Source organism: Hyalangium sp. (assembly GCF_035629615.1).
Classification (GTDB): domain Bacteria; phylum Myxococcota; class Myxococcia; order Myxococcales; family Myxococcaceae; genus Hyalangium.
The window spans coordinates 1-18,158 of record NZ_DASPHO010000444.1; the positions used below are offsets into that span (position 1 = coordinate 1).

Annotated in this window: 12 protein-coding genes and 1 pseudogene; 4 read left to right on the plus strand and 9 right to left on the minus strand. The window is 67.6% G+C overall.

Features of this window, described 5'->3' with window-relative positions:
- Together VD972_RS22755 and VD972_RS22760 are read left to right on the plus strand one after the other, a co-directional pair.
- Window positions 1-565 (plus strand): response regulator transcription factor (locus VD972_RS22755; RefSeq protein WP_324990330.1); only part of this gene is annotated, 565 nt, incomplete at its 5' end.
- A 111-nt stretch (window positions 566-676) separates the two neighbouring features.
- Window positions 677-2,242, plus strand: coding sequence for a hypothetical protein (locus VD972_RS22760; RefSeq protein WP_324990332.1), 1,566 nt, complete (start codon window positions 677-679; stop codon window positions 2,240-2,242).
- A 36-nt stretch (window positions 2,243-2,278) separates the two neighbouring features.
- Here VD972_RS22760 and VD972_RS22765 read toward each other — a convergent pair whose 3' ends face one another.
- From VD972_RS22765 to VD972_RS22780, 4 genes are all read right to left on the minus strand, one after another.
- Entirely contained in the window at window positions 2,279-2,557 is a 279-nt protein-coding gene (locus tag VD972_RS22765) for a hypothetical protein (protein ID WP_324990334.1), read from the minus strand.
- Window positions 2,558-2,703: 146 nt separating this feature from the next.
- Entirely contained in the window at window positions 2,704-4,698 is a 1,995-nt protein-coding gene (locus VD972_RS22770; protein WP_324990335.1) for a response regulator, read from the minus strand.
- A complete protein-coding gene (locus tag VD972_RS22775) occupies window positions 4,695-6,830 on the minus strand; it encodes an ATP-binding protein (protein ID WP_324990337.1) in 2,136 nt (711 codons plus the stop codon). The genes VD972_RS22770 and VD972_RS22775 overlap by 4 nt, the downstream gene beginning before the upstream one ends.
- Before the next feature lie 6 nt (window positions 6,831-6,836).
- Window positions 6,837-7,214 carry a response regulator gene (locus VD972_RS22780; RefSeq protein ID WP_324990339.1) on the minus strand — a complete coding sequence of 126 codons (378 nt, stop codon included), beginning with the start codon at window positions 7,212-7,214 and terminating at the stop codon, window positions 6,837-6,839.
- A 197-nt stretch (window positions 7,215-7,411) separates the two neighbouring features.
- On the opposite strand from VD972_RS22780, the gene VD972_RS22785 reads away from it, so the two are divergent.
- Together VD972_RS22785 and VD972_RS22790 are read left to right on the plus strand one after the other, a co-directional pair.
- Window positions 7,412-7,690, plus strand: coding sequence for a hypothetical protein (locus VD972_RS22785; RefSeq protein ID WP_324990341.1), 279 nt, complete (start codon window positions 7,412-7,414; stop codon window positions 7,688-7,690).
- Between the two features lie 435 nt (window positions 7,691-8,125).
- A complete protein-coding gene (locus tag VD972_RS22790) occupies window positions 8,126-9,061 on the plus strand; it encodes a hypothetical protein (protein WP_324990342.1) in 936 nt (311 codons plus the stop codon).
- Between the two features lie 92 nt (window positions 9,062-9,153).
- Here the strand turns inward: VD972_RS22790 and VD972_RS22795 are convergent, their stop codons facing one another.
- The 5 genes and pseudogenes from VD972_RS22795 to VD972_RS22815 form a co-directional block, all read right to left on the minus strand.
- Window positions 9,154-13,548: a pilus assembly protein PilY gene (locus tag VD972_RS22795; RefSeq protein WP_324990344.1), complete on the minus strand. Its 4,395-nt coding sequence runs from the start codon at window positions 13,546-13,548 to the stop codon at window positions 9,154-9,156.
- Between the two features lie 285 nt (window positions 13,549-13,833).
- Window positions 13,834-14,549, minus strand: a pseudogene (locus VD972_RS22800) (transposase).
- Between the two features lie 474 nt (window positions 14,550-15,023).
- On the minus strand, window positions 15,024-16,361 hold the full coding sequence (locus VD972_RS22805) for a PKD domain-containing protein (protein ID WP_324990346.1): 1,338 nt from the start codon (window positions 16,359-16,361) through the stop codon (window positions 15,024-15,026).
- A 143-nt stretch (window positions 16,362-16,504) separates the two neighbouring features.
- Window positions 16,505-17,404 (minus strand): trypsin-like serine protease, encoded by a 900-nt coding sequence (locus tag VD972_RS22810; RefSeq protein WP_324990347.1) that lies wholly within the window; start codon window positions 17,402-17,404, stop codon window positions 16,505-16,507.
- Window positions 17,401-17,868 carry a hypothetical protein gene (locus tag VD972_RS22815; RefSeq protein WP_324990349.1) on the minus strand — a complete coding sequence of 156 codons (468 nt, stop codon included), beginning with the start codon at window positions 17,866-17,868 and terminating at the stop codon, window positions 17,401-17,403. Before VD972_RS22815 ends, VD972_RS22810 begins: the two co-directional genes overlap by 4 nt.
- Window positions 17,869-18,158 lie beyond the last annotated feature (290 nt).

Sequence of the window (18,158 nt, forward strand, 5' to 3'; positions counted from 1 at the left end):
CCCCCTGCGCGTGGAGAAGGAGTCCTTCGGCACCGGCCCCTCCACCGGCTCCCGTCCCGCGCTGCCTTCCGCCAGCCTCCCCACACCACCGCCGGTCCGCCTCACTCCCCCGCAGGGCGAAGGTGGAAGCTCGGCCCCCCCGGCCCGCCCAGGTGCGGCTTCCCGTCCGGCCGAGGGCGCTCAAGGCCGCTCGCACCGCATCCTCGTCGCGGACGATGAGCCCGCGCTGCGCCGGGTGCTCCAGCGGTTGCTCGAGGCGGAGGGCTACGTGGTGGAGACAGTCGAGGATGGCGAGGAGGCCCTCACCCGGCTGCTCAACCCCTCCCTCACGCCGGTGGACCTGCTGCTGCTGGATGTGCACATGCCCCGGCGCTCGGGCATCGAGGTGCTGCGCGCGCTGCGCGAAGCCTCCTCGCCCGTGCGCGCCCTGGTGCTCTCCGCGCGCATCCGCGACGAGGACGTGATGAAGCTGTACAACGAGGGGGCCGTGGACTTCGTCGCCAAGCCCTTCTCCATTCACACCCTGCTGGCGCGCGTCACCCGCCTGCTGCCTCAGCGCCCGTGAGTCCACGGTACGCCTAGAGCCGCTTCCCGCTCTGGGCCCAGCACGCCTAAGCTGTCCTTCCGTTCTGACGCCGCCCGCCGGGGGTGGCGCCGCTCAACGGGAGCTCCCCTCATGACTCGCACCCTTGGCGCGTGGGCCTGCCTCGCCGCCTGCGTCCTGTCTGTTGTTGGCTGCCGCTCGGACGAGGCAGACAGTCCCTGGCCCGCCCTGCCGGAGAACGGCGATGCGGTGGACACGGGGGCCCTGGCGCCGTGCAGTCACGCGGTCCAGGCCGTTGCCTCGTGCGGCGAGCTGAGCCGCTTCAATCTGTCGAGCTGCGATCGCGCCACGCTGGCCAACGCCCCCACCGAAGGCGTCTACATCCTGAAGAACCGCGCCCTGTCGAGCGCCTCTTCCACGGGCGGAGTCCTCTACGCCAGCGCGATGAAGCTGTCGGGAGGCAGCGAACCCAGCATCATCGCGGGTGGCCCCAGCCGCGTGGACTCACGAGGCGCTGACACCTTCTACCTCAGCCGGGAGACCCGCCTCGCCAACGGCGACATGGCCGTGACTTCCTATGCCGGTTGTCAGCTCTCCAGCTCCCAGCAGCTCACCGGGTGCTACGTCGTCTGCCGCAATGGCGAGGTGCGCACGCGCGGCACCTTCGAGGCCCTCCACGCCACACGGCGCGAGGGAGAGCAGGAGGCCGAGGGCATCCAGCTCGTCTCCGAGTCCTTCGTGTCCCTGGGCGTGCCAGTGGACATCTATGTCGCGAAGGGGCACGCGTACGTGGTGTCCGTGGACATGCATGCGCGCACTGGCGGCCTCACCGTGTTCGACGTGAGAGACCCGGCGAAGCCCGTCTTCCAGAGCAGGGTGACGCTGCCGGGGGACAGCTACTGGAACGGCGTCTGGTCCAAGGGCGATGCGCTCTACGTGGCCAGCGCGACGCGCGGGGTGCTCGTCTTCGACATTATTGATCCCGGCCAGCCCTTCTTCCTGAAGAGCCTGCCCGAAGCGCCCATCGACGTGCACACCGTCTTCGTGGAGGGGGACCGGCTGTACGCCATGTCTCCCAGCCCCCAAAGCGAGACGCTGCTGTTCGACATCGCCCAGCCCCTGGAGCCCGTGCTGCTCACCCGCTTCTCCGCGGAGGACGGTCAGACGGGCTACCCGCATGATGCGTTCGCGTACCAGGGGCGGCTCTACGTCAACCACTGGAACCTGGGGTACCTCGTCGTGGACGTCAGCAACCCCTCCCGCTTCAAGCAGGTGGGCAAGTACCAGTACAAGAACCAGACGAGCCACGCCTCCGCGGTGGGCACCCTTGCCGGCCGCACCATCGCCTTCGAGGGGGGCGAGAGCTACGACGCGCACCTGCGCGTGCTGGACGTCACCGATCCAGACAAGGTGGTGAAGATCGGCGAGTTCCAGCTGCGCTCGCAGTCCTCCATCCACAACATGGTGCTGGTCGGCACACGGCTCTATGTCGCCTGGTACCACGAGGGCGTGCGCGTGCTGGACGTGTCCGAGCCCTCGCAGCCCCGACAGCTCGCCTACTTCAACACCTTCCGCGAGACGGACTTCGAGCGCGGCTACAGCTTCTACGAGGGCGCCCTCGGCATGCGCGTGCCAGGGGATGGGTACGTGTACGTGGTGGACTCCTCGCGCGGCCTGCTCATCTTCCGCGAGCCGTGAGTCCTGGGGATCCTCCAGCAGGCGCTCGAGCGAGAGCTACGCGGCCTCTTCTGGCTTCCGGAGGGCTCGCGCCACGCGGTGCAGCGTGAGGTTGCGTGCCGCCTCATCCCGCGTGTACTGCAGCTCGAAGCCTGCCACCGTAATAGAGTACGGGCCCTCACCTTGCTCGTACGGAGTGCCTTCGACCGCCAGCAGCTCAATCACATCCTGCAGCACCTGGAACTCCGCCGCAGGGACACACCCCACCTCCCGCCAGGCCTCGGGTGCGAGCTCGACGCGGTAGTATGTTGGGAGCGCTGAGCGTGGGTGCGACATGGTGTGTCTCCGATGTCCCCTCCCACTGCAAGGCGCGCGCCTTGCTCCGTTTGTGAGAAATCACCCGCTTAGCGCGAGTCAAGCACACCCAGGCTGGATGATCTCCAGTCCCCCTTCTGTAAGAACTGCTGCTGAACAGTCCCGGATCAAATCTCAATGCGATTGCGGCCGTTGGCCTTGGCCCGGTAGAGCCGCGCGTCCGCCTCGCGCAGCAGCGCGTCGGCGCCCTCTCCATCCTTCGGGAACTCGGCGATGCCGGCGCTGAAGGTGACGTGGAATGACTCCTCCCGCTCGCCCGAGAACTCCACCTTTGCCAGCTCCACCGCCGCACGCGTGAGGATCTCCCGCGCGCTCGCGGCCGTCTCTCCCATCAACGCCACGATGAACTCCTCGCCGCCCCACCGAGCGCGCACGTCCTCCCGGCGGAAGCGCGTGGCCAGCAGCCGCCCCAGGCGCGAGAGGACGTGGTCCCCCGCCATGTGGCCGTAGGTGTCATTCACCCGCTTGAAGTGATCCACGTCCAGGAAGCACAGCGCCAGCGGCCGCTGGTGGCGCCGAGCCTCGGACAGCCGGGCGCGCAGGGCCTCGAGGAAGGGCCGCCGCAAGAGCAGCCCGGTGAGCGCATCCCGCTCGGAGCGCTCGCGCGTCAGCCGGACCCGCTCGAGCCTCAAGTGCATGCGGGCCACCAGCTCCGCGCGCAGCACCGGCTTCGCCAGGTAGTCGTCCGCGCCGGCCTCGAAGGCCGCCACCCGGAACTCCTGCCCCAGCTGCGCGGCGATGAGGAGGATGGGCAGCTGCTGCCACTCGGGCATGGAGCGGATGATGCGGCACAGATCGAACCCGCTCGGCCCCGGCAGGTCCACATCCACCAGCAGCAGCTCCGGCCGGTGCTTGGCCAGTGCCTCCAGAAGCTGGAAGGGATCTGCCAGCGCCGTCACCTCCACTTGGAGCCTGGCGCCGGCCTGGCCCACCGAGCGCCGGACTTCCTCGCTGTCCGCCAGCAGCAGCACCTGCGAGTGCTCCGGGCGCCGGGCCGCCACGAGCCGCTCCACCGCCCCGGCGAGGTCCGCCGGCTCGAAGGGCCTCGGCAGGTACAGCGAGCCGCCCGCGTGGGCCGCTGCCACCCGGTGTGCCAGATCCCCCTCCGCGCTGAAGAAGGCCAGCGGCAGCGCGTGCAGCCCCTCTTCGCTCCGCAGCCGCGCCGCCGCCGCGAAGCCACCCTCGGGGCCCCCCAGGTGCACATGCAGCAGCGCCCCATCCAGCCACTGCTTGCCCGCCCGCTCCAGCGCCTCCTCCACGTCCTGGGCCACGACGACCTGCACCTCCTGCTCCTGGCCCATCCTCTCCACCTCGGCCAGCCAGTCCGCGTCGTCGTCCACCACCAACACCGTGCCCATGAGGCTCGTGGGCTTGGGTGCGGCCTCCACCGGGGTGGGGCCGGAGATGGTCTCGGCCAGGTCGCGCAGCGCAGCCTCGGTGGCCTCCCAGTCCACCGCGAGCTCCTCGCGCCCCGGCCTCACCAGCGCCTCCAGCCGCCCCGCTACCTCGCCTACCTGGGCGAAGCCGAACGAGCCGGCCGAGCCATGGAGCTTGTGGGCGTCGTAGTACGCCGCCTCCAAGGCCTCGCGAGAGCCCGAGCGCGCCCGCGCCACCGACTCCGTCAGCGAGGCCAACCTTCGCCGCAGGTGCCGGCCGTACTCGGCATTCGCCGCCGCCAGCTCGGCCGCCAGATCCGAGAGGACCTGGGGCTTGCCGGGGACAGCGCCCGGGTTCTGCCAGGCCAGCGCCTGCTCCACCCAGATGAAGAGCTCCTGCGGCGTATAGGGTTTCTGGAGGATGCGCCCCACGCGCAGCGCCTGGAGGAGCTGCTCGTGGCTCTTCACGTCCTTCCAGCGGGCCGCGGCCAGGAGGAGGGGCAGCACGGGCCACCGGCGACGCAGCTCCTGGAGGAAGTCCAGGTCCACCATTCCCGGCACCTGGCTGTCCACCACCGCCACATCCATCGGAGCGCTCGCCAGAATGGCTCGTGCCTCCTGCACGCTGCGGGCGGACTCCACTCGGTAGCCCCGCTCGCGCAGGTACCCGGGCATGACGACCTGCAGCTCGCGATCCTTCTCGAGGAAGAGGACCGTGCCGCTCATGAGGCGGCCCTCCGGGACTCGGACTCACCGAGCAGCTCTCCCAGCAGCTCCTGCGCCACCTCGAGCAGCTCCTCCTCGGCCCTGGGCCCCTTGGGGATGAGCCGCGTGGTGCCGAGCGTGAGCTGGCGCAGCTCCGCGGGGGTCAGCTCCCGCACGGTGAAGACGATGAGCGGCAGGCCGCGGAGCTTGCCCTGGCGGAGCATGTCCACCACCTCGAAGCCATCCAGCTCGGGCAGCTGCACATCCAGGATGATGAGGTCCGGCGCCGCCTCGCGCGCCAGCTCCACCGCGCGTGCCCCATGCGCGGCCTCGACGCAGGCCGCGCCCAGCTTCTCGAGGTGCGAGCGCAGCAAGCGCCGCAGCTCCGCCTCATCATCCACCACCAGGACTCGCGCGGGGCCGGGCGCGCGGATGGCATGGCGCACGGCCCGGAGGAAGGACGCCTCATCCAGCGGCCGCTTCACCCAGTCCACCCGCGGCAGGCCCGCGCCCTCGGGCGGCACGCGCTCGGCCAGCATCACCACGGGCAGCTCGCGGGTGACCGGCTCCTCGCGCCACCGCCGCACCAGCGCCAGCCCCTCGTCGTCCGGCAGCCGTGCCTCCAGCACCAGCACGTCCGGCGCGCCCGCCTCCAGGTGCTTCTCCGCCTCGGCTCGCGAGCCGGCGCGCAGCACCCTGTAGCCCTCGCGGGTGAGCAGGCCCCGCAGCAGGGCGGACAGCCCCGTGTCCGCCGTCACCACCAGCGCGCTGTAGCGGGACTCATCCCGCACCCGGGAGAGCGAGCTCGAGTCCAGCTTCACCGCCGACAGCGAGAAGGTGAAGGTGGCCCCCTCGCCCGGCTCGCCCTGCACCTCGATGTGGCCGCCGTGCTGCTCGACGATGGCCTGCGAGATGGCCAGCCCCAGCCCCGTGCCACCCACCGAGCGCGTGCTCGGGCTGTCCAGCTGCTGGAACCTGCCGAACAGCTTCGCGCGCTTCTCCACGGGAATGCCCGGCCCCTGATCCACCACCTCGAAGCGCACCCGCCCCTGCACCTCGCTCAGGGCCCGCACCGTCACCCTGCCCCCCGAGGGAGAGAACTTGATGGCGTTGGAGACCAGGTTGGTGAGCACCTGGATGAGCCGATCCCGGTCTGCCCGCACCTGCCCGGTGCCACCCACCTCCGCGTGCAGCTCCACCTTCGAAGTGTCCGCCATGCCTCGCAGGCCGCCCAGCGTGGCCTCGACCACCTCGGCCACCTCCACCGGCTGGAGCCGTAGCTCCACCTTGCCCGCCTCCATCTTCTCCAGATCCAGGATGTCGTTGATCAGGCGGATGAGGCGCTCGGCGTTGGTGCTGGCAATGCGCACCATGTCCAGCACGGGAGAGGGGAGCTCGCCGAGCACGCCCCCCTCCAGCAGCCCCAGCGAGCCGCGGATGGAGGTGAGGGGGTTGCGCAGCTCGTGACTGACGACGGAGACGAACTCGCTCTTCATCCGCTCCACCTCCTTGCGCTCGGTGATGTCGCGCACATAGGCGGTGAAGCGCGGAGGGCCCTCGGCGGCCACGCGGGTGAGGGTGAGCTCCGAGGGGAACACGTCCCCATCTGCACGCACGCTGGACAGCTCCAGGCGCGCGGCCCGGCCCGGCTGGACGTCCGCCCGGAGCGCCCACATGACTCCCTCTCGCAGCTCGGGCGAGACGGAGGCCGCCAGGCCCAGTGACAGGAAGTCCCTTCCCAGCGCCACCGCTCGCGGCAGGCGGAAGAGGCGCTCGGCGGCAGGGTTGAAGTCCAGGATGCGGTGGGCCTCGTCCAGCGTGATGATGCCGTCCACCGAGCTCTCGAGGATGGCGGCCTTGCGCGCCTTGCTCTCGCGCAGCTCCGCGTGGGTGGCGGCGAGCGCTGCGGTGCGCTCCTCCACACGGCGCTCCAGCTCCGAGTTGAGTGCATGGAGCGCGGCGCTCCTGCGCCCCAGCCGCACCACCCCGTAGAGGCCCAGCAGCAGCGCCACGATGAAGAAGGTGACGCGCGCGTGCTCGGACAGACGCCCGAAGCGATCGAGCACGAAGAGGGTGCACAGCAGCACGAGCGCCACGGACGCCAGGCCCACCAAGGGCTTCGACAGCTGCGTCTTCACCCACGGTGTCGTCATTCGAGCTCAGGAGGACGGCAGCAGCTTCTTGATCTCGGAGGGCAGTGTCATGGGATCGAAAGGCTTGCTGATGACGCCGACGGCACCCAGCTCCAGGTAGCTCGCCACCTCCTGCTTCTGGCTCTTCGCCGTCATGAAGATGATGGGGGTATGCGCGGTGGACTCCTGTGCTCGGAGCTGACCGAAGGTGGTGGGCCCGTCCATGCCGGGCATCATCACGTCCAGGAGGATGAGATCTGGCCGCTCGGCTGCGGCCTGGCTCACGGCCTCGGCGCCCGAGGCGGCCAGCACGGTCTGCCAGCCCCCCACGCGACTGAGGCTCAGGTGGCCCACGGTGCGGATGTCCTCCTCGTCATCCACGAGCAGCACCTTGTGAATCGTCATGTCGGTCCTCGGAGCACGGGCCGGTAGAGTATCCCGGGGGTGAGCGCCCCTGCTCCGAACATCGGATCCGGGTCGGGTCGGACACCTGCGACACCGGCCGAGCCCCCGCTCCCTCGCCTGCCCTGGGGCCCTGCATTTCCGCCCGCTTGCAGCGGGCAGGCGGCGCCATGACCGTTGTCTGCGGAGGAACTTCCATCATGGCGAAGCAGGACACCAAGCGGCCTGGAACCCAGCCAGCCGAGGACATGTTCGGGCGCCCGACGAGCCCCAGTCACGAGGAGCCGGCCACCCGCCCCCGCCGGGACGCACCGGGCGAGGAGCCGCGCGGCTCCCGCAAGAGCACCGAGGAGGAGGAGGAGCACGGGGACATCGGCGGCGTCGACGACATCCCGGACGGAGACGGCCCGCGCAGCGATCGGGGAAACAACCCGCTGCCGGACACCTACTGGGCCGACTTCCCAGGCGGGAAGCCCTGACCTGCTGTTGCCGGTAGCAGGAGCCGTCCAGTGGTAGACACGCTCCTCGCGAGAGGTGCCCAGCTCGTCGGGCGACTCGCTCTGGGAGCGCTCCCAGTAGGTTACAGCGCATCCGCCATCACGGATCACCCGCTCCAGCGCGAGTGCAGGACTGCACCTCGGGTGAAGCCAGACATGCTCCAGTCAGCTCCCGGTGCCCGACCCGCTCCTGGAGGGTCCAGGCCGGCCCGGCTGCTGTCCTGAGCGGGGGACTGGCGGCTCCCGTGCCCCTCCCCTGGGTAGGAACCAAGACCCCACCTGGGAGGGGGCGCGCGGATCGACTTCGGGTATGCTGCCGCGCCTGATGGGGCGGGCGTCGCACGTCCGCTCGGGGGCCACCTCATTTCAAACCGTGCCGAGCTCCAGGAGTCCCGGCACCGCTCGAAAGGCATGCGCATGAAGAGACTGGGAAGAGTCGGACTGGTGCTGGGAGTGCTCACCCTCACGGGGACGCTGGGCTGTGAAGGCAAGGCCGACCCCGCGAAGGAGGCTCGCGCCAAGGCCACCAACCACCTCAACAAGAAGGAGTTCAAGCTCGCCATCGAGCAGTACGAGCTGGCCATCCAGGCGGACCCCAACCAGGAGAAGACCTGGAAGGAGAAGGCCTTCGCCCATCAGCAGATCGGCGAGCACGACAAGGCCGCGGTGGCGCTCCTGAAGTACGTGGAGGTGACGAAGGACCCGGCGGTGAAGCGGGACGAGCTCTACCGCGTCGTCGCGGACGAGTTCCGCCAGGCCGGGCAGCCCGAGGAGGCCGAGAAGGCGCTCCTCAAGGTCATGGAGACCAAGAACACCCCCGAGGAGAAGGCCGAGCTCTACCGCGTCATCGCGGACACCTACCTGAAGGCCGGCAACCTGGACGCGGCCGAGGTGAAGTTCAACGAGGCCCTGAAGCTCAACGCCAAGGATGAGGCCAGCCTGGGCTGGCTCGCGGCGATCTACTCGAAGCGCGGCGGCACGGAGAACAAGGACGCGGTGGCAGTGCCAGAGCACCTGGACAAGGCCCTCGCCTACCTGGACCAAGTCATCGCCCTCAACCCCGAGTACCCGTTCACGTACATCAACAAGCGCATCGTGATGGCCAAGTACGTCATGCACGAGCAGAAGATGATGCAGATCGCGCAGCTGGAGGCCAAGGAGACCAAGAAGAAGGCCAAGGTGGACGAGGCGCTGGCCCGCGCGGCGGAGCACCAGAAGCGCGCGGAGGATTTCTCGAAGCAGTACGAGGAGCTCACGCAGAAGTTCTCCGAGGCCCAGAAGAAGTTCAAGGAGAAGCAGGCGGCGCAGCAAGCCGCTGCTGCTGCTGCCGAGCAGGCGGCCCCCGCGAAGTAGCAGCCCGCGGCCCCCGCGAAGGAGCAGCCCGCACATGAGAAGGGCTCGGAACCGAGGGTGGGTTCCGAGCCCTTCGTGCTTTCAGGCGGTCCTTACTGACAGGCCGTCGCGACGCCTTCGTGGCGGCACTCGTGGCTGCGAGGATCCAGCTCCAGTTGGTAGAGCGACCTCACGCCCTCATCGGTCTGGTGGACCCGGGTGGTGTCCTGCTGGCCAGGGCCCTGCTGGTTCGTGTCGATCGAGATCAGCCCACCGCCGATGGACACCTGCATCGCCGGCTCGGCCGGAGCAGCCACGGTCGAAGTCTGGTGGTAGCGCGTCCAGGAATCGCTGGCCTGCGTGTAGAAGCTCTGCGCGCAGTTGGCCTCGCCCGTGGCGAAGTTGGCCTGGTACAGGCGCGCCACGTTGGTGCCCGTCGTCGAGCACACCGCGCCGGACGAGCCGCTGGGCTCGAACGAGCTCCACAGCACGCAGCCGCTGATCAGGGTGCCCGTGGTGCCGGTGCGCTCGTTGGCCACGCCGTACTCGAGGTACCACCCCTTGCCCGAGGGCGAGGCCGACGGATTACTGGTGACCTGGCCACTGCCGTTGAAGTTGCTGACGTTCACCAGATTTGCATCCGTGAAGAGGCTGCCGTCGTAGGCCGCCGCCTCGGCGTCGCTGTTGAAGCGGCGCAGCGGGTCGGTGCCTCCATACGTCCACACGCCGTAGTAGCGCTGCGGGTAGGGCGCGGCGCTCTGGAGGTAGTTGAGCGCCGTCCAGGTGTTGGCCGTCTCGCGGCAGCTCCAGGAAGAGGAGTCACCATCGCAGGTGTACTGGAGCGAGCCATCATTGCCGTTGCCGCAGCCGTTGGCCGCGTCGTTGTTCCACGTGAGCGTCACCCGAGAACCGCCACAGGCCGGGCCCGCGGAGGCCGGGGTGGCGCTGCCTGCGGTGTAGTGGAAGTCCTGGTAGGTGGCGTTGGTGGTGTACACGGTGGAGCCGCCTCGCTCGATGGTGAGGGTGTTGTTGACGCCGCAGCCCTGCACGGCGCAGGCGCGCGGGTTGGACAGCCGGCAGCCGGTGCCCTTCTCCAGCAGGTTCTCCCGGTCACCGGTGCCCACGAAGGTGCGCAGGAAGCCAGTGTCGGGCTGCAGGGCGTTCACGGTCATGTAGCTGAAGGGCGCACGCAGGGCCTCCGGGTCTCCGGTCCTTCCCGCCAGGTTGGCCACGCGGAAGGAGCGCGCGGCGAACCAGTTGTTCACCTGCTTCTTGGTGCTGTCCCATGCGCCCGGCTTCCACATGCGCACCATCCACAGCTGCCCGCCGTAGTCGCCCACCGTGGCCGAGTCGAACAGCTTGTCGGCATCCGAGAGCGCGTTGTTGGCCTGGCCGATGTCCAGCACGGAGAGGCCCGCGCCGATCGGGTAGCGCAGGTGCTCCGAGCGGCTCTGCCCGTCCCCATGGAAGAAGCTCCACACGGTGTGGCCGGTGCGGATGTCCACGATGGCCATGCCGCGGCCGCGCAGCATGTGCTCGTCGAAGCCGCCGTTGAGGGCCACCACCCAGCGCTCACGCGCCGGGGTGTTGTCGATCAGCCACGGCGAGGTCTCGCTGGGGTGAGGGGTGCTGGACAGGTCCCTCAGGGCGTTGTCGGCGCCGTCGGTGAGGGCCACCGGGAGGATGGGCGGCGGCTGCGGCGCGTAGTTGGTGAAGCTCTCACCCACCTGCAGCGCCAGCGGGTCGCACGGCTGCGGCCACATCCACAGGAAGTCCCCCGCCTGGTTGGGCACGCGGTGGTCGGTGTCGCCCGGGTCGCGGCCCAGCAAGCGCGTCAGATCCAGCGCGAAGCGGTGCACGCCGCCACGGCCCGTGCCCACCACGGCCACCGTGCGGTACTCCTTCCACTGCTTCTTGCCGTCAGCCGGCTCGCCCTCCGTGCCATCCAGCCACGTGTCCCGCACCATGGGCGTGCCGTCCACGAAGTAGGCGTGCTTGCCCAGGTTGGGGCGCAGCTTGGGCAGCATGTCCGGAGGAATGAAGGCCCACAGCTCCTCGCCCGTACCCGGGTCGTACTTGGACTGGCCGGTAAGCGAGTCCACCTCCCCCGCGCCCAGGGCCTTGCCGTTGTGGAAGGCGTGCAGCATGCCGCCGTTGCTGCCCACCAGCAGGAGCTTGTCCCGGTTGCCTGCCTCGTACTGGTACGCCGCATAGGCCTTCACCGTCGCTCCACCGGGGAGCGAGGTGTCGTCCTGCAGCGTGGAGCCGGAGAACAGCGCCGAGACGCACTGCTGGGAGAAGCTGCAGAAGCGGGCCTGCGCGGGCGGCTCCACGCTCACCGGCGAGGAGTGGAAGATGTCGTGGAGCAGGAACGGCCTGTCGAGGCCGCGCAGGAGCGGATCGGCGTTGAGCGCGTCCGCGCCGCGGTACCAGCGGATGACGAGCCGGGCGCAGTCGTCCGGCGACAGGGCAGGCTCGCCCAGGCGCGCGGCCAGGTCCGAGCACACGTCGGGGTTCTGGCTGATGCCCAGGTACTCCCGCAGCACGCTCGCGTTGGCCTCGCTGAACTCCACCGGCGTGTCCCGGGAGTCCACCTTGCCGTCCGCGTTGCTGTCCACGATGCTGTAGATGCGGCGGGCCATCCACTTCTGGTTGCCGCCCGCCTTCAGCTTCGCGCCGGCCTCCCAGATGGGCACGGCAGGCGTCAACGGATTCAAGAGCTTCACGAAGTCACCCTCGTCGTTCTCGATGATGGCGTCCCCCGCCGCGTCGAGCAGCAGCGTGTCGTCGCAGTCGCCGTCCTGGTTGAGGTCTCCCCCCGCGGAGGGGTTCTGCGGATGGCAGCCCAGCAGACGCTCGGGCCCCTGCTCGAACCGGTACAGGAAGCCCTGCCAGGGCGCCGTCTTGTTCCGGGCCGGCTTGAAGCGCGGAATGAGCGTGGCGCTGGCGCTGCGCACCTGCAGCGTGCTGGCTGCGGGGCTCGAGAAAGAGGTGGACCGCGTCTGCACGCTGTTGATGATGTCCAGCAGCGCCTGCTTCAGGCTGTCCGCGTCGTCGGCCGTGTAGTACAGGCCGCCGCCCACCTCCGCGGTGTGCTTCAGGAGGTTGCTGTTGATGCCGAAGCCCACCGTGTACGTGATGAGGTTCTGCTTACCGGCGGTGTTGAAGTCCCCCACAATGGGCGGCGTGTTGCGCTGCAGATCCTGCTCGAACAGGAGCTTGGCCACGTCATCGAGCATGTACTGGGGGTTGTCGTCCGTGTAGATGGCGGGGTTGGAGCCCTTGTCACGGCCAGGCGCGGTCCCGCTGCCGCACGAGGCCGTATCCGGGCAGTACACCGGGCCCTGGAGCTGCCGCAGCTTGGTGACCACCGTGCTGCTCAGGTTGTCGCCGGAGGGCTCACCGTCCGTGATGATGATGACGGAGGACACCTGGCAGCCCCAGCACACGCTGCGGTCCTGCGAGCTGAGCGAGGGGTTGCGGAAGTTGCTCGGGGCGCTGCTCGGGTAGCTGTAGCCGGTGCCGAAGCCGAACACGTCCCGGTACACCCCCTCATCCGAGGTGAAGTAGTAGCCCAGGTTCAGCAGCGAGCGCGCCAGGGGCGTGCCCGCGGTGAAGTTCAGCTCGTTGACGGCATCGATGTAGCTCTCGCGATAGCTGTCGAAGGCGCTGGCGTCACTGACGATCTGCTGACACGAAGGGCTCTGCGGCTTGAGCATCGCCGTGTTGGGCGTGCTGCTGGTGAAGTAGCTGATGCCGACACGCACGCGCTTCAGGTCCTTGATGACGGACTTGAGCACCGCCTTGGCGGTGACGTACTTGGGCGGGTTGAAGTTGAGGAAGCGGCCCCAGAAGATGAAGCCCGCGACATTGTACGGCGGGTTGTCACGGCCCCGCGCCTCGTGCTCCTTGAAGTAGCCCTTGGTGCTCAAGCACGTGAGACAGAGGGCGTACTCGGCAGCGCCGGTGCCAGCATAGTCCGTCACCTGCGACTGGCAGGCCTGCTCCCGGGTGTTCCAATGGGGCGTCGGATTGGTGAGGTCTCCCCATTCCATGTAGCCGTAGAACTTGTCGTCCTGGAACAGGTTGGGGAAACCCTGGTCCAGGCCCAGCCCCGTGCCCGGATCCGGCACCGGGTAGACGGTGGCTGGGTTCCAGCCACGGCTGACCTGGAAGGCATCCAGGCGCGGGTTCTCGCAGCCGTTGGTGGTGAGATCGAGGAAGGCCTCGTGCCCGCCGAGGATCACCTGCGGCAGCTCGCGCATGGAGCTCGAGGTGTCGACGAGGAAGTGGATGTTGGGTGGGGCGCCCTCGGCGCTGAAGAAGCGCTCGTCGCCCGATACGTCCTTGCCGCGCAGCACGTCATTCACCAGTGACGTGGTGAGCTGGCAGCACGCGGCGGAGTCGGAGGCCGGGTTGCCGAGCTCGGCGTGCGCTCCGCCCGCCACACCCAGCATGGCGAGCCCCAGGCTCAGCCGACGAAGAATGGAAATCCAGGACTGCTGCATGGTCATGTCTCCGCGCAAACCCCGCGAGCCTTCATCGGCTTCACGTGGCGCAGCGGGACTGTGCAAACTCAAGCCCTGGGCCAGGTGCCGCACAAGCCAGCGAAATGACGAGGCTTCCCAGCTCCACGCACACCTCGGCGCGCGGGAGCCCACCTCGCAAACTCTGCATACCGCAAAGGTTCGCTGGTGGAGTGAGTGATGAGGGAACCGATGATCTCGCGCGGCACTGCGCGATCAGCGAGATGACTAGAAAGAAATAAGGGGTCGATCAGGCAGGAGAGGTGGTCAAGCCTCCTGCTGAGTCGGTGCCACGGTGACGTGGAGGCCCATGCCCTCAAGACGGCGCAGCAGGCGCTGGGTGAGTTGGGTCTTGTTGGAGCGCTCGAAGTAGTCCTGGCCCAGATCCTCGTAGAGCACGCCCCGAGTAAGCATATGGTAGGCGGCAGTGAGCATGGAGGCGGCCAGAGCGATGAAGGCCTTCTTGGGACCGCGGCGGCTCTTGAGGCGCAGGAACAGAGAGCGCAGGTAGGTGCCCCGGGTGCGAGCAGCGCTCCAGGCGCACTGCACCAGGGTGTCCTTCAACCACGGAGCTCCTTTGCGTATGCGGGTGGAGCGGCGCTTGCCGGCGCTCTCATCCATTCGAGGACAAAGGCCCGCCCAGGAAACCAAGTGGCCGGCGGTGGGGAAGCGCGACATGTCCACGCCTATCCGACTTGCGGCCGGGCACGTTGCGCACCTGGGCGGCGTTGGCCAGCACCAGCTCGAAGCTGCCCTCCAGCATGTGCCAGACAGGCTTCCAGTATACCCCCGTGGCCTCCATGACGAGGTGCGTGCATTCGTGGGACTCCAGCCACTGATGCAGCGCCAGCAGCCCTCGGGTCGTCGTTTCGAACCTCTCCACGTGTCGGTGGACCGCGCCCGCCTGCGCGATACGCGCGCACTCCCCTGCCGCTGTCCTTGTGCACCTCCAGCCCCGCGCACTTGGGATGAAGCACTTCCATGGGCGTCTCCTCTCGGTAGCGGCGCTGGCATGGAGCCCGTGTCGGGGAAGTCTAGAACGCGTGCTCACTCCGCACCCACTTGGTGCGGCCTGGCGACAATTCGGGGTGCTCGCCGGGCTCCGGGCCAAACTGTTCGACGGGCTTGTAGAGCACCACTGTCAAGCCGGCCTCTGAGCCAACGCCACAGGTAGGCTACCTCATTTCATGCCTCGCGGGTCGGGCCATCCCGGTGAGCAACTGTTCGGAAATGTCGGGGGTTTGGGCGCGAAAAGTCCCGACATTTCCGAACAGTTGGCCATGGGGAATGCCCCACCCGCGAGGCATGAAAGGGGCTTTTTCTTTCTAGTTCTCCACCGTGGCTCATCGTCAGGGCTTCAACGTCCCCCCTATCAGAAGAGGTCCCCCTGTGCCTGAGTAGCGCACCGGCTTGCCTTCGGAAGCGGTGACCGCTCCCGGAGGCGAGGAGCCCTGGCGCTACTGCCGACACATGCGGTAAGCCTCTCCGCTGTCAACCGCTGGCGTCCCTCGCTGGTCGTGCGGCACTCCCGCTACGCAGTGGCTCGACGTGGTGTTGCCGGCCGCGTCCTTCACGGTGAAGTAGAGCTTGTAGACACGGCCGTCGCGCGGCCCGCCGCGCTCGGAGCGCAGCATCACCGTGGTGGAGTCCACGAAGATGATGTCCGGCATGGTGTTGCCATCTCCCAGCCCGTTGATCGGCTCGTCCGAGGAGACGCAGGAGATGGCCGCCTGGGCGGTGGCCAGATCCAGACTCCCCTCACAGACATCCTGGATGGAGATGCCACAGTCCTCGAGCGAGAGGTTCCGGTACTTGTGGTTGGGCGGCCACAGGTCCGATGCGCCCGCTACCGAGACGACAGGGGGGAGCGTGTCCACGACTTGAACAGTGGTGCGTGCCGTGTCCTGGCAGGCTCCATTGCTGACAGTCAGATCGGCGGTGTGGGTGCCCGTGGACATGAACTCGCTCACGACAGCCCCGGCCCGGTGGACCGTCCCATCAATGAGCCAGTTGTAGGAGAGAGGCTTTCCCCTTGGGTCTGAAGATCCAGAGCCATCCAGTGTCGCGGTGGCCCCGCCATTGCCGGTGCACTCCAGCACCTGCGGTGGCCCCGGGTCCGCCGAGGGTGGCGGATTGAAGCAGATGCTGAACGGGGCCGTGAGGCTCGGAAGATGCGTGCGCGTCGAGTTGCCCACCGCGCCCTCAACGACGGTCAACTTGCTGATACCGCTCACCTCCTCCGGATCGATTGTGACGCAGATCTCCTTGCTCGTGAACGTGACGGCCGTACCATCCGTGCAGCAGTCGTTCCATTTCCAGGTGGCCGTAGTCACGTCCGTGGGCACGCTCTGGATGCCTTCAGTAGACTCGTCATTCACAGCCACGCTTGAGGCATTGCTGAGCCCTTGGATGCCGAGCTGAATGGAGCCCCCACTTTCATCCCCGGCCTTGTCGTGAATCATGAACAAGCTGAACTGATCCCAGGTGGTGTCGTGATAGACGAAGAATGTGCTTTCCTGGGATACCTCAAGGCCCGTGTTCGCGCTGGAGTCGCTGTATGCGTAGAACTCTTGCGCGCTCTTGCTGTCCTTGATGGTGTGGATGGTGGTAGTGAAAGTCCCCTGTCGCACCGTGTAGCTGTCACCGCCAATGCATTGCGCTCCCTCTACCTCGGCTCTGGCACTCCTCTTCTCGGAGTCCTGCCCGTCACCGATCCATCCACAGCCAGCACTCAATCCCCAGATCAACATGGAAGCCGCGAGCAACCCGTTTGATACGAATCCAGAAGCCTTCATGATGCCCCCTTGGAGGACAACACCATTAGTCCTCTCCGAGGACTATACATATCTCCACCACTTCCTGGTGGAAATTGCAGGAAGAGCGCGACATCGCTGAGGCCTACGGCGCCGACAACTCCGGTTGACATGGTGGACCATGCTCAATCCGTGTCTCTCTTCCGGAGCTGCTCCGCGAGCCAGGCACGAAAGTGGAACGTGCTCGTAAACCAGGAGACCGTGCCGCTATTCGCATGGCCGCTGTTGAAACCCACCAGCCATCGCCCCGCTGGGGACTCTCGAAAACAAGGCCCACCGCTGTCCCCAGCATGTGTATGTGCTCCGGGAGCGCGGAACAGAAAAGAGCCAGTACCTCCTGAGGAGAGAACGATGTCCGTGACGGCATTGTGTCCCACTCTCCGGGTGCCTTCATCCTTCCCTCGGTGACGTGTCTCTCCGAACCCCACCACGGTGAGCTCCTCGTCGATGGAGACCTCTTGCGCTGGAAACTGGAAATCGATCTTGATGCCTTCGACCGGCCTACCGAGCTGTACGACCGCGAGGTCCGCGAGGTTCGACTTCAGCTTGCCTCCGGCCATTTCAGCCCTGAAGCTTGGATGCACTCGAACCCTTCCCTTGTCTCCAGGGGACCCTCTCGCTGGCGCCTCTTCCGAGCCGTGGAGGCCTCTCATGACGGTGGCGCTCGTCACGCAATCCGAACCATCAATGACCTGAGCCTGGCTCTTGGGATCTGCGGGCGCGCACAAGCAGTGAGCCGCCGTCAGCACCACTTCGGGCGTGACGAACACGCCGCTACACGCTCCCCGCTCGCTCCGAACCTGTACCACAGCCTCATAGCGGTTCTTGATGTCCTCTCGAGCTCTCGAAACAGAGATGTCGAACCCCGATGTCAGCCCGCCCGCTTCCGTCTCAAAGCCCGTGCGCTCGTACTCTGGAGTCACGGTGCTGTTCGCGGCGCCGCCAGCACACGCCATGAGCCAGGCCGCCCACGCGATGCACATGGCGCGCAACCTCAATGAGTTCATCGGGCTTTTCCTCCTCACGGCTGGGCAGAGCTTCCTTGCATCGCACGCTGCACCTCCGCGCGCACCCACTCCCGGTGGACATGAAGGCTCGTGCAAGAGAGCTCCTTCTCCGAACGGCCCCCCGCTATGCCAACAAGCCACCGACCCCCTAGGCCTTCACGGAAGCAGGGGCCTCCAACGAAGCCGTCATAGACGTAGGGGCCCTGTTGTTCATAGAGCACCCGATCATCCTCCACCCCGGGAGCCCGCGTTGCCTTGTTCTTCCGGTAGTACCGGGCGCCCCAGTCTCCTCCAAGGGCCTCATCCTTCCCGTAGCCGGCCATGATCAGGGCTTCGCCTTCTCGAACCTCGTTCGCGGCCAGGAGCACCTCCTCTGGCCGCTCCTGGACGGGTTCATCCAAGAGGATAACGGCCAGATCCACGCGAGAGAGCCTGAAGCCGTGCGTCGCTGCCCGGGACTCCATCTCAGGATGGGGTCGCACGTCCCCCTCGTAGGTTCGGAGCCGTCTCCGCCCCCTCTGAGCCTCAACGTCCCCCCCATGGAAGACCGTCGTGATGGAGACGCGCTTGACGCACGAGGAAGCCTGGGGGGAGGGGGGGGCTGACTCCGCGGATTTACCGGAGGGCTGCTGGAGACACACACAGCTTCCGGCTGTGAGAACCAGTCGATCGCTGATGAGGACGCCGCTGCAGAGTCCTGGATCATCCTTCCGGGAGATCATGACCACGGATGCGTAGCGATCCTCGACATCCACTGTCCCCGCATACCGCA

What these genes read in the sequence shown, in the direction of transcription:
- VD972_RS22805 (WP_324990346.1), bottom strand. Translation starts at nt 16,361, where the DNA reads ATGAAGGCTTCTGGATTCGTATCAAACGGGTTGCTCGCGGCTTCCATG.
- VD972_RS22780 (WP_324990339.1), bottom strand. Translation starts at nt 7,214, where the DNA reads ATGACGATTCACAAGGTGCTGCTCGTGGATGACGAGGAGGACATCCGC.
- VD972_RS22770 (WP_324990335.1), bottom strand. Translation starts at nt 4,698, where the DNA reads ATGAGCGGCACGGTCCTCTTCCTCGAGAAGGATCGCGAGCTGCAGGTC.
- VD972_RS22765 (WP_324990334.1), bottom strand. Translation starts at nt 2,557, where the DNA reads ATGTCGCACCCACGCTCAGCGCTCCCAACATACTACCGCGTCGAGCTC.
- VD972_RS22775 (WP_324990337.1), bottom strand. Translation starts at nt 6,830, where the DNA reads ATGACGACACCGTGGGTGAAGACGCAGCTGTCGAAGCCCTTGGTGGGC.
- VD972_RS22760 (WP_324990332.1), top strand. Translation starts at nt 677, where the DNA reads ATGACTCGCACCCTTGGCGCGTGGGCCTGCCTCGCCGCCTGCGTCCTG.
- VD972_RS22790 (WP_324990342.1), top strand. Translation starts at nt 8,126, where the DNA reads ATGAAGAGACTGGGAAGAGTCGGACTGGTGCTGGGAGTGCTCACCCTC.
- VD972_RS22785 (WP_324990341.1), top strand. Translation starts at nt 7,412, where the DNA reads ATGGCGAAGCAGGACACCAAGCGGCCTGGAACCCAGCCAGCCGAGGAC.
- VD972_RS22795 (WP_324990344.1), bottom strand. Translation starts at nt 13,548, where the DNA reads ATGCAGCAGTCCTGGATTTCCATTCTTCGTCGGCTGAGCCTGGGGCTC.